The organism is Rickettsia endosymbiont of Culicoides newsteadi (assembly GCF_002259525.1).
Classification (GTDB): Bacteria; Pseudomonadota; Alphaproteobacteria; order Rickettsiales; family Rickettsiaceae; genus Tisiphia.
On the sequence record NZ_MWZE01000038.1, the window covers coordinates 1 to 10,995 of the forward strand.

Below are 10,995 nucleotides of genomic sequence, written 5' to 3' on the forward strand. Positions count from 1 at the left end.
GTCGCCATATTGCTATTATTAAATTTATTCATTATCTATCATTATAACTTATATTAACCTCTATGTTAAGTGCTATAACTCCTTGCAACTCCTATATCTCCTTTATTTTTTCTTATCCCTTATCCCGAATTGACGTAAAACTATACAAAGTACGGCAATCCTTGTGGAATATCTTGATGTTTTATGGAATATAGACGATCAGGCTATTTTTGCTGGCATTATTAGCTTCTATTTCGGACAGCGTATGTTTAATAAATTATGGAAACGTAAAATGTAATGCAACATATTATTTGTATATTGTGACATAATATGCTACAATACTGCCTAAGAATTTTATTTAATTAAAAGATTAGATATATGCTAAAAAGAATCGTTTGGAGTATTTTCTTTGTTCTAATTATATACCCAATTATACTTTCATGCTTGGTTGTAAAATACTATGCTAGCTATAAGATAGGTCTATTTGAGATAAGTTTGTTCATAGCTGGCTATTACGGCTCTAATATTGCTGTTGGCGTTGGATTGCATCGTCTATGGTCGCATCATGCCTTTAAAACAAATAAGGTGGTGGAGTTTATTCTTGTTATGATGTCAGCCGCTACTTTCCAAGGACCAGTCTTATCTTGGGCATCAAATCATTATAAGCATCATACTTATACTGATAAAGATCAAGATCCGCATAGCCCATTAAAGTTTGAGAATAGAATTTTAGGGTTTTTATGGTCACATATTGGATGGATGATAATTGATGGAAGCTATAAGTCCATTGACCGAGTTACTATGGTTAAACTTGGTAAAAATAAATTTCTGAGATGGCAATTAAAGCATTATTGGCAAATTTCTCTATTTATGAACACTATAGTACCCGCATTAATAGGTTATTTGATTGGTGGTACTATCATCTCTGCCTATGCTGGGTTCTTGTTTATTGGTATGGGTAGAGCATTACAACAACATGCAACTTTTTGCGTTAATTCTCTATGTCATTTTGTTGGTAGCAAGAAATATTACAAAGGTACTGCCGGGGATATTTGGTGGATGGCATTATTCTTATTAGGTGAAAATTGGCATAATTTCCATCATGCATTCCCATCAGATTACCGTAATGGTGCTAAATGGTATCATTTTGATGTCCATAAATGGATAATATATGTGATGAGTAAATTAGGGCTGGCTTGGAATTTAGAAGTTACTCCTGAAGTTAGGATACAAGCGAAGGTGAATGAGACTAGTAAGTACCTAATAGAGGGAAGAAAGCAACAATTAAGTTTACTGCAAGATAAAATTAATCAGTTGGGAGAAAGAATATATGTAAAACTTAACGAGCTTGAAAATTCTTCTATATCGATTAAAGTGCAATTACAAAAATCATTTATAGAAATTCAGGAATCACTGAAAAAGCTTGCTGAACAACTACATTCATCAATTCAGTTAACAGAAGAGTCGTCAGAGCGATTACTAAAAATTGCTAGTAAAAAAATTAAAGATCGTGAGATGGCAATTTATAGGTTATATAATGAACTAGATAGGAAATATGTTAGGAACTAGATAAAATTGAAACAACAAATAATAATAGAGGGGCGATGCCAGACTTGACATCTATTGAAAATATGAGCTTTGAAGCTGCCTTAGCAGAATTAAAAGAAATTGTAAAAAAAATTGATACTGGTGAGGAAAGCTTAGATTCGTCGATTAGTAGCTTTGAAAGAGGGGTGTTACTAAAAGAACACTGTGAAAAAAAGCTACAGGCGGCTAGATTGAAGATTGAAAAAATCACTAAGCAAGCAGATTCAGCTATTATTATAGAAAAGATAGAGCTATAGTTTATAGTACCTAAGTATTATAAACAGCATAAAAACGTCATTGCGAGCTGATGTATCCCCACGAAATTGTTGCAAAATAGCAAGAATTGATAGAATATCATCATTATTTAATGATGATAGAGATAGTAGGTTATGGATGTAAAAACAATATTAAATCGAAGTAATAAAAGAACATTGTCCTTTTATACATAATAATCGTTTAAATGCGTTACTTGATGTTGCAGGAGGCTTGACAGTAAAAGATAAAAAGATTTATTCGTATTTTATCCTTGGGAAATTTATTATTGAATTTAATTATTTGCATACCATAAAACCATTGCTAGAACCCCTGGCATCTATTATAAAGACGGAGCTTTGTCGTGCTTAATTTCGTGGGGATACATCAGATTGCGAGGAGCCACTTTAGTGGCGCACTTTAGTGGCGACGAAGCAATCCAAAAATGTGGGTTGCCACGACCACTACGTGGTCTCGCAATGACCTCTTGTACTTTTCTGTAATTTTTAAATTGCCACGGAGTTATGCGTAAGGTAAGTAATAGGCAAGGATTGAGCAACGACGTCACCAACTTCTCATCAATTAACTATATTCTAATTTTCAACAATTGTGGTCTTATAACATCTTCGCTAATAGACACCAGTTTGCTGTGAATAAATACAATCGGGTTAGTTATATAATTTGTTGGAGTTAAATTGAAAATGCACTATCATCGTGACGTTGCTAAAAGAGTTATATTAAAAGAATCTGCCGCACTAATTGAATTATCTAATAACATTCCAAGTAGCTTTGATAATGTAGTAGATCATATAATTAATTGTAAAGGTAGAATTATTTTAACTGGTATAGGAAAAAGTGGTTATATAGCCCATAAGATAGCAGCGAGTTTTGCTTCTACTGGTACGGCTGCTTTTTATTTGCACCCAGCTGAGGCTAGCCATGGCGATCTTGGAATGGTAACTGAAAGTGACTTAGTTTTCATGTTATCTAATTCAGGAGAGACCAAAGAATTATTTGATATAATGAAATATTGTAAGCGATTTTCTATAAAGATAGTTGCCATGACTATGAACGTCAACTCTACTATAGCAACCAATAGCGATTTTTTATTATTAATACCACGAATTAATGAAGCGTCTTATATAGCCGCTCCGACAACCTCTGCAATAATGATGTTATCCCTTGGAGATGCACTCACCACTTCTGTACATGAAGCTCGAGGTTTTTCTGAAGATGATTTTCGACTATATCATCCTGGAGGAAAGATTGGAGCTAATCTTATCAAGGTGGAAAGTTTAATGAGGGTAAAAGATCAGTTGCCATTAGTATATGTCGATACTTCATTTACGGATACTATATTAGTTATGAACCAAAAAAGCCTTGGATGTGCGATAGTAGTAAATAAAGATTTGAGTTTGGTTGGTATTATAACAGATGGAGATTTGCGTAGACATATTAATGATCAAATAAATATGAAATATGCACGTGATGTAATGACTGCTAACCCACAACAAATTTCTTCCTCGAAATTAGCGGGAGAGGCTTTAGGGATGATGAATAGTAAATCAATTACTAGTATACCTGTAACTGAAAATAATATAGTTATTGGTATTGTTCATATCCATGACTTACTTCGGGCAGGAATTAGTTGATGAATGTCCATGATAATGTTGGTAGTATTATGGTTAAAATTCCCTTCATAGATAAAAATAGTAGTGCTATCATTTTATCTTATAGACGTTTAATTAATCTATCAAAAATCTTATCTTTTTTAGGTCTAGCACTAACCTTATACTTAATTTATATCAATTTTAATCCCATTAATAATAATTTAGAATCAATTGAAAATAATACCGAAAATAGTGCTTTTGCTCCAAATGATAAAACAAATTATGAAATAAAAATTTTAAATTCAACTTTCAAGGGTTTAAATAAAGACTTAAATCCTTACCAAGTTAATGCTGTGCAAGCATTTAGGACTTTAGATAATAAATATGCATTAGAAGAAATTAACGCTAAATATAAAATAAATGGTAATAACCTATTAGTGATCAATGCAAAAAATGGTATATTGAATGAGAATAGTCATATGTTAGAATTAACAGAGGATGTCCAATTTTTTTTAGGGGAAGGCATATTAAAAGCACAAAAAGCCCAACTAAATCTACTAAATAAAGAAGCATTTGGTAAAATGGGCGTGATATTGTTCTATAAAAATTGTGAAATTACTTCTAATAAATTTAGTTCCACAAATGATAATAATATTATAAATTTCAAAGGTAGCGTATCAACGATTATTGATGTATCAGATTTTTAGCACAATTTGCTATATGCTGTTTTTTTTAATAGTGAATTCAGCAATAGCTTATGGAGAACATCCATACTCAAAACATTCTAGTATGGATAAATTATATATTAATTCTGATAATTTAGTAATTGATCAGATAAAACAGCAAGCTTGTTTTACAGGCGAGGAGGTGACTTTATGGTTTGATGATATAATGGTAAAAACGACTAATTTAGAAATTTTTTATAAAATAGTTGATAATAAAAAAACTATTAATTACATATCCATACCGTCAAAATTGACTGCTAAAAGGAATGATGGTCAGGAAGTATTAATTGCTACTTCTGCAAAATATTTTGTGGAAAGAAAGGAGTTAATCCTACTTGGTGACGTAATAGTACAAAATAAGGACGGTATTATAAGAACCGACAAGTTAGTATATTATACAGAACTCAATAATGTAAATTATAGTAAATCCAAGAATTAATTGGAACAAAGAAGTATGTCGCATTTAATAATAGATAGATTACAAGTAAATAGTATTTCAAAATCTTATAATAAGAGAGTGATATTGAACGACGTATCTCTTCAATTAAAAACAGGAGAAATAGTTGGTCTTTTTGGTCCAAACGGTGCCGGCAAAACTACCTGTTTTAGTATTATTATAGGGCTTACCAAGCCAGATAGTGGAGCATTATTTTTTAATGATCATGATATTACCAATTTGCCAATTTATTTAAGAGCTAGGTTTGGCTTTAGCTATCTTCCTCAAGAACCATCAATTTTTCGTGGATTATCTGTCGGAGATAATATTAGATTAATGTTAGAGGTTTTAGAAAATGATCAAGAAATTATTGAACAAAAAATATTAGATTTGCTTAAAGAATTTTCTATTCTCCATCTAAAAGATATGCCGGCAATGGGATTATCCGGTGGAGAAAGACGTAGGCTAGAAATTGCAAGAGCAATAGCATTAGACCCCAAATTTATTATGCTTGACGAGCCGCTTGCAGGTATTGATCCACTAGCGATCGAGGATATTAAAAATTTAATTGTCCACTTACGTAACCGTAATATTGGCATCTTAATCACTGATCATAATGTGAGAGATACACTCAATATAGTTGACAGAGCATACGTTATTTACAACGGAAAAGTCCTATTAGAAGGAACACCACAAGAAATAGCTACAAGTTGCCAAGTAAAGGAGGTATATTTAGGACAATCTTTTTCTTTGTAACAAGCTTTGTCACAATAGAAATATAGAAACGATAAGTCTAGGAGTTTAAGATATAGTCAATTCAGGGGAATTGGGTAGCAGGAACGATGGAGCGACGCCTATAAGTAATAGGCGAGCGACGAGTGCCGACGTCACCAACTTCCCATCAATTGACTATATGGTTGTTTACAATTGTTTGATCTAATATTATAGTAGAAATTATATAGTGAATTAACTTGATAAGTGTTAGTTTAAGAAAACAATAATTGAAAAACCGTCATTGCGATGAGCCATTTTAGTGGCGACAAAGCAATCCAAAAAACGATTAAAATGGATTGCTTCGGAGACTTACGCCTCCTCGCTAATAGACAGCACGATAGGTGCTTATTCGGCACTAATTCAGGTTAATTGACTATACAAAGTAATCTTAATACTACAGTTTGTAGATTAATTGAAGACATCATATGACCATATTTAATATTTCAATAGTAGAATGGTGGCTGATCGCTGGCATTATTTGTATAATTATAGAATTTTCTAACATTCCAAATGTTGGTTTTTTATTTTTGGGTTTAGGTGGAATATCTAATGCAATAATATTAAATAATTATTCAGACCTTTTAAAATACCAATATATAATTTTTGGGTTTATTTCTTTTTTATGGCTGGTTATTTTATGGTACCCACTAAAATTCTATGTTGGCAAGAAACATGATAAGTACGAATATTCTGATATGTTAGGTCAGGAAGTGCAGCTATATAGCAATGAACTGCTAATAGGAGAAAAGGGACAGGTATTGTGGTCAGGAACTATTATGAATGCCAAACTCAGCAAAGATTCTGTAAAATCAGCATATAAAGGAGACACACTTCGCATAGTACAAATTGATGGTAATGTTCTTATATGCACTACAGAAAATTTGAAGAAGTGAGATCATAAAATGACTATTATTATTTACCTAATAGGAACCCCAGGAACCGGAAAATATACTATAGCAAAAGAAATAGCAAGGGCTGGTTATAGAATATGTGATAACCAACATATCAATAATCCTATTTTTTCACTGCTAAATTATGATGGATTGACTCCTATTCCAGAATTTGCTTGGGATGCAATTGGGCTTATACGAGATGGTATTTTTAATTTTCTAAGCCAAGAAATTAGTAATAATTATGTTCTTACCAACTGTCTCTATGAAGTTGATGGTGATCGTAAGCTTTTTAACCAAGTACAACAGCTAGCAATAAATCGTAAATCAGTGTTTCTTCCTGTAAAATTACTAATTTCACAGGAAGAAAATATTAAGCGAATTCAACATTTAGATAGGCTAGTTCGTTATAAATCAATCGACGTACAAGATGTTTATCCAGAATATCCATTAATTCAAATTTCTCATCCTAATTTATTTGAGTTTGATGTTACAAACCTTTCTGCTAGTGAGGCTGCAAAGAAAATCTTACAGTATAGTCAACTTCTCATCAATTGACTATACTATTATTGTGTTGACCATTTACGTTAGAAAACTATATTAGAAGGTGTATGATAGAAAATAATTTTATTACTAATTTAGTAAATCAGGAATTCTCAGTCACTGAAATTTCTAGCAAGATTAAGGAATTGCTTGAAAATAACTTTGGTTATATTAGAGTAAAGGGAGAAATTTCTGGTCTTAAGATAGCAACTTCTGGTCATGGTTATTTTAATCTTAAGGAAAATACAGCGATTCTAGCTTGCACTTGCTGGCGTCCGGTACTTGCCAAAATGCAATTTACCCCAGTTGATGGCATGGAAGTGGTAGCTATCGGCAAACTCTCTGGGTATGCAGGAAATTCACGATATCAGCTATCGGTAGAGGCTCTTGAGCCTGCAGGTCTTGGGACTATTATGCAAATTCTCAAGGAGCTGCAAGCTAAATTAGAAAAAGAAGGTATCTTTGATAAACCAAAAAAACCATTACCTTTCTTGCCTAATAAGATTGGGGTAGTTACCTCAATGACTGGGGCGGTAATTAGGGACATTATACACCGTATTAATGATCGCTGTCCGTCTCATATACTAATATGGCCAGTCACTGTTCAAGGTGGCAATGCTGCAAGTGAAATTGCTGGGGCAATTGAAGGGTTTAATAAATTAGAACAAAATATAAAACCTGATGTTATAATTGTTGCAAGAGGTGGGGGTTCTATAGAAGATTTATGGGCATTCAATGAAGAAGTAGTAGTACGTAGCGTATTTAGTTCAGATATTCCTATTATTTCAGCAGTTGGGCATGAAGTAGATAATACTTTAATTGATTTAGTAGCTGACAAGAGAGCTCCTACTCCCACTGCGGCAGCTGAATTTGCCGTACCTGTACTTTCTAGCCTTAATTACACAATAAGTTCGTATTATGAGACATTACTTAACCGTATTATTCAGCTAGTTAAATATCAACAGCAAGCCGTTAACTCCAATACTAATATTTCCAAAAGTCTAACTACTTATATAGACTATAATCAACAGCTTCTTGATGAACTAAGTTTTAGATTAACAGAGTCTTTGCCCAATTTACTTAAATTCAAAGAGGCAAAACTTGATTCACTGAATGTAGAAATATTAAATCCTATGAAAATAGTTGATTATAAGTCTTTAGAATTAGACCATCAATTTAATTATACACTAAAATCTATTAGCACTAAGTTAAAAAATTATGATCATCAATTAAATTTAAATAATCTACTACTTACCAGTTTAGACTACAAAACCGTACTAAAACGTGGCTTTACGGTAATCAAATCCGCCGATGGAGAATTTATAACATCAAAAGTTATGGCAAGCAAAAAACAAGAATTTAATATTAAATTTTTTGATGGTGATATATTAGTCCACACTATAAAATAGTGTATAGTCAATTGATGAGAAGTTGGGGACGTTGTCACTCGTCGCTCGCCTATTACTTTCGCTCCTAACCCCAAATTCTCATCAATTGACTATATACTCTAATTAGCTTGAAGTAGAATTTAATGAGGAGATCTGTACACCATGCAAATACTTAAGAGTATCATCCCGATTATTATTATCTTACAAAACTTTTTTGCCTATGCAAATCATAAGGAGAATAATAATCAACTATCTAATCCCCTTGACACATATTTTACTCAATGTACTGAAGGGGTAAATGATAAAGATCATTTGCTTGTTGATTGCTATTCATTGGAACCCTACCAATTTAGCCATGTAACTAAAAGTGGACACCATAATATTACCGGTTTAGATATTGAATTAATCAATGCTATTAGTAGTAAAATTAACATTGGCATACAATATACTGATTCTGCCTGGGAACAAGTAATATCCAATATCCAACAAGGTAAAAGTGATATGGTGCCAGGACTTACTTATACCGAGGAAAGAGCAGCCTTTGCCAATTTTTCTATCCCGTATCGACTTGTAGAAATTTCCTTATTTACTTTACGTTCAGCAAGAAAACATCTACATTTTAATAATACGAATGAATTCTTAGCTCAGATACGTTTACTAAATTTTCGTCTTGGCATAACTAGAAAAGCTGTTTATGGCAATACCAGAACTACTGAGTACCTAAATCAGGCTAGTAATAATGACATCATCATTAAATATGGCAGTAATGCAGAGCTATTTAAGGGGTTGCTACGTAATGAAATTGATGGGGTTCTTGCTGACAGGATTGCAGGGGTAGCTCTTACTTTAAACTATATAGAAAAAGATCAAATAGAAGAGATCCCTACTGGTATTAAAACCCCTGTACATTTAATGTTTAGTAAGAAAACCGTATCTCCTAATTTAGTCGCCAGGTTTAACAATTCAATTAATGAATTTATCAATAGCGACGAATATAAAAAAATTGTAGAAAGGTATAAATATAATATCCTACTGCTAAAATCTATCGATTCATCATGGTGTTATATTATTGGAGTTATAGGGAGTATAGCATTCGCAATTTCTGGTATCATTATATCAGCTAAAACCAATGCTACGTTGTTTGTTACTTTTGTATTAGCAATGTTACCATCCTTACTAGGATGTATTTTACTTGATATTGTAGTACATAGTGTTAATGCCAGTCTTATTTTAACTCCATATTATACTTGCCGTATTTTTATAACGGTGCTTATTGGTTTCTTTGCTATTAAATTACTAGCTTATTATAACAAGCAATTATATGAGGATGATTTTATCCAAAAAATACGCAATAATACTCTTATTGTTTGTGATTCCTTAGGGCAAGCATCTTTTATGATAATTGGTGTTATAACTGTAATTGTACAAAAAATTGAACCATTAGAGTTCTGGGGACCATGTTTTGCCTGTTTGACTTCTAGTGTTGGTATAATATTCCGAAATTTAATTTGTCAACATGATAAAAATATCGAATCTATACCTAGAGAAATTAATTTTGAAATATTAATATTGTGGGGTGCGATCTTTAGTATATTATTAGATTCTTATGCTTATAAGCCTGATTATAGTACAATAAAATACTCTATTATTACAGTATTTGTAGGAGCTTTTGTTAGTAGGCTTTTAGTTTACTACTATAATATCCCAAACTTAACTTTTCGTTCGGATAATACAGAAATTCTTACAAAAAATATAAACACAAATTGAATAAATAGTCATTAAAAGCAGTATATGGTCAAAGTCATTGTAAGGAAGACCGTAGGTCGACGAAGCAATATACAAGTCTGATGGATTGCCACGCTCACATACGTTCGCTCGCAATGACGTATGCGTTTGAGGAGTCGTAAGTCGAGCCGTCATTGCGAATAAGACCTTAGGTCGACAAAGCAATCCACAAAAGTAACCAAAAATGGATTGCTTCGTCGGCTCATGCCTTTTTGTAATGACATATATGCACCCCAATCGTCATTGCGAAACCATGTAATGGTCGAAGCGATCCATTTTTGATCACTTTCTGGATTAGCTATATTAAGCAAGTAATGCTACCGACTCTTCACCGCCCATATAGTAGCTAAAGTAATCATTGCAATATAAACTCCTATAGATATAGAAGAGTCAGTAAAGTGCCAAAGAGCTATGCACACTGCAGGAGCAGAGCGTCCAAATATTGAAGTACCTAAAGCATCACCAATACTAACCAGCATATATTTATCTGAACCATGAAATAAGCTATTAAGCCAATAATTTAGTGGGCATAAGAAAGTTACCCCTAAGGCAATAATCCATAAACGGACAAAATTAACATACCATATAGAAGCATCAGTCATATATAACCATAATGGTACTATGCTAATAAATAGAATGCTAGTACTTACGATCATTACATCCACAGGACGATATTTTTTAACAAAATACCCTATTAATGGAATCATTGCTGCATCTACGATTAATAAAAGAGTATTAACACTCATCATCGCTTCCAAAGATATAGAGGTAATAAGAGGGACAAAACTATTCATCACTACAAAAGGTATGACATATGTCATATAGGAAAAGCCACTAATTATAGATATAGAGAACGTTCGCTGAGCTGTGTCAGTATAGAATATCATAGTCTAAAATTCAACCTATCAGGGAAGAAAATATCTAGCTGGGAAACGGTTACCGCCCAATCTGGGATTGGCATATTCCACTTTGCTGTAATCTGTTTTATAGCACAAAAAACCAATTTGAACAAGGCATTTTCACTTG

The 10,995-nt window shown here is 32.7% G+C and carries 14 protein-coding genes and 1 pseudogene; 13 read left to right on the forward strand and 2 right to left on the reverse strand.

Annotated elements, in window-relative coordinates:
* Positions 1-357 precede the first annotated feature (357 nt).
* The 13 genes from RiCNE_RS03760 to RiCNE_RS03810 all read left to right on the forward strand — a co-directional run bounded on the left by RiCNE_RS03760 (position 358) and on the right by RiCNE_RS03810 (position 9,951).
* Complete coding sequence (locus tag RiCNE_RS03760) at positions 358-1,548, forward strand: acyl-CoA desaturase (protein ID WP_094649285.1); 1,191 nt, start codon at positions 358-360, stop codon at positions 1,546-1,548.
* Between the two features lie 35 nt (positions 1,549-1,583).
* Entirely contained in the window at positions 1,584-1,823 is a 240-nt protein-coding gene (locus RiCNE_RS03765) for an exodeoxyribonuclease VII small subunit (RefSeq protein WP_094649286.1), read from the forward strand.
* Between the two features lie 229 nt (positions 1,824-2,052).
* The gene (locus RiCNE_RS07800; RefSeq protein WP_157905666.1) at positions 2,053-2,190 is read left to right on the forward strand and encodes a hypothetical protein; all 138 of its coding nucleotides are present in this window, start codon (positions 2,053-2,055) and stop codon (positions 2,188-2,190) included.
* A gap of 152 nt (positions 2,191-2,342) precedes the next feature.
* A complete protein-coding gene (locus RiCNE_RS08275) occupies positions 2,343-2,471 on the forward strand; it encodes a hypothetical protein (protein WP_275656733.1) in 129 nt (42 codons plus the stop codon).
* A gap of 48 nt (positions 2,472-2,519) precedes the next feature.
* Positions 2,520-3,470, forward strand: a complete 951-nt coding sequence (locus RiCNE_RS03770; RefSeq protein WP_094649287.1) for a KpsF/GutQ family sugar-phosphate isomerase — start codon at positions 2,520-2,522, stop codon at positions 3,468-3,470.
* Positions 3,470-4,135 (forward strand): LPS export ABC transporter periplasmic protein LptC, encoded by a 666-nt coding sequence (gene lptC, locus RiCNE_RS03775; protein WP_094649288.1) that lies wholly within the window; start codon positions 3,470-3,472, stop codon positions 4,133-4,135. The genes RiCNE_RS03770 and lptC overlap by 1 nt, the downstream gene beginning before the upstream one ends.
* 31 nt (positions 4,136-4,166) lie before the next feature.
* Positions 4,167-4,592, forward strand: a complete 426-nt coding sequence (locus RiCNE_RS03780) for an LptA/OstA family protein (protein ID WP_157905667.1) — start codon at positions 4,167-4,169, stop codon at positions 4,590-4,592.
* A gap of 30 nt (positions 4,593-4,622) precedes the next feature.
* Positions 4,623-5,345, forward strand: a complete 723-nt coding sequence (gene lptB / locus RiCNE_RS03785) for an LPS export ABC transporter ATP-binding protein (protein WP_094649294.1) — start codon at positions 4,623-4,625, stop codon at positions 5,343-5,345.
* Positions 5,346-5,415: 70 nt separating this feature from the next.
* Positions 5,416-5,529, forward strand: a complete 114-nt coding sequence (locus RiCNE_RS03790) for a palindromic element RPE2 domain-containing protein (RefSeq protein ID WP_239832656.1) — start codon at positions 5,416-5,418, stop codon at positions 5,527-5,529.
* A gap of 259 nt (positions 5,530-5,788) precedes the next feature.
* Entirely contained in the window at positions 5,789-6,256 is a 468-nt protein-coding gene (locus RiCNE_RS03795) for an NfeD family protein (protein ID WP_094649291.1), read from the forward strand.
* Positions 6,257-6,265: 9 nt separating this feature from the next.
* On the forward strand, positions 6,266-6,811 hold the full coding sequence (locus tag RiCNE_RS03800; RefSeq protein WP_239832658.1) for a hypothetical protein: 546 nt from the start codon (positions 6,266-6,268) through the stop codon (positions 6,809-6,811).
* Between the two features lie 56 nt (positions 6,812-6,867).
* A complete protein-coding gene (gene xseA, locus RiCNE_RS03805) occupies positions 6,868-8,205 on the forward strand; it encodes an exodeoxyribonuclease VII large subunit (protein ID WP_094649296.1) in 1,338 nt (445 codons plus the stop codon).
* 141 nt (positions 8,206-8,346) lie between these two features.
* A complete protein-coding gene (locus tag RiCNE_RS03810; RefSeq protein ID WP_094649292.1) occupies positions 8,347-9,951 on the forward strand; it encodes a transporter substrate-binding domain-containing protein in 1,605 nt (534 codons plus the stop codon).
* A gap of 335 nt (positions 9,952-10,286) precedes the next feature.
* Here RiCNE_RS03810 and RiCNE_RS03815 read toward each other — a convergent pair whose 3' ends face one another.
* Entirely contained in the window at positions 10,287-10,856 is a 570-nt protein-coding gene (locus RiCNE_RS03815; protein WP_133062934.1) for an MFS transporter, read from the reverse strand.
* Positions 10,853-10,995 (reverse strand): annotated as a pseudogene (locus RiCNE_RS08575) (IS256 family transposase); the annotation flags it as partial. The gene RiCNE_RS03815 and the pseudogene RiCNE_RS08575, both read right to left, overlap by 4 nt.

Coding starts and splice junctions, on each gene's coding strand:
- RiCNE_RS03760 (WP_094649285.1), top strand. CDS start 358: ATGCTAAAAAGAATCGTTTGGAGTATTTTCTTTGTTCTAATTATATAC.
- RiCNE_RS03765 (WP_094649286.1), top strand. CDS start 1,584: ATGCCAGACTTGACATCTATTGAAAATATGAGCTTTGAAGCTGCCTTA.
- RiCNE_RS08275 (WP_275656733.1), top strand. CDS start 2,343: ATGCGTAAGGTAAGTAATAGGCAAGGATTGAGCAACGACGTCACCAAC.
- RiCNE_RS03770 (WP_094649287.1), top strand. CDS start 2,520: ATGCACTATCATCGTGACGTTGCTAAAAGAGTTATATTAAAAGAATCT.
- lptC (WP_094649288.1), top strand. CDS start 3,470: ATGAATGTCCATGATAATGTTGGTAGTATTATGGTTAAAATTCCCTTC.
- RiCNE_RS03795 (WP_094649291.1), top strand. CDS start 5,789: ATGACCATATTTAATATTTCAATAGTAGAATGGTGGCTGATCGCTGGC.
- RiCNE_RS03800 (WP_239832658.1), top strand. CDS start 6,266: ATGACTATTATTATTTACCTAATAGGAACCCCAGGAACCGGAAAATAT.
- RiCNE_RS03810 (WP_094649292.1), top strand. CDS start 8,347: ATGCAAATACTTAAGAGTATCATCCCGATTATTATTATCTTACAAAAC.
- RiCNE_RS03815 (WP_133062934.1), bottom strand. CDS start 10,856: ATGATATTCTATACTGACACAGCTCAGCGAACGTTCTCTATATCTATA.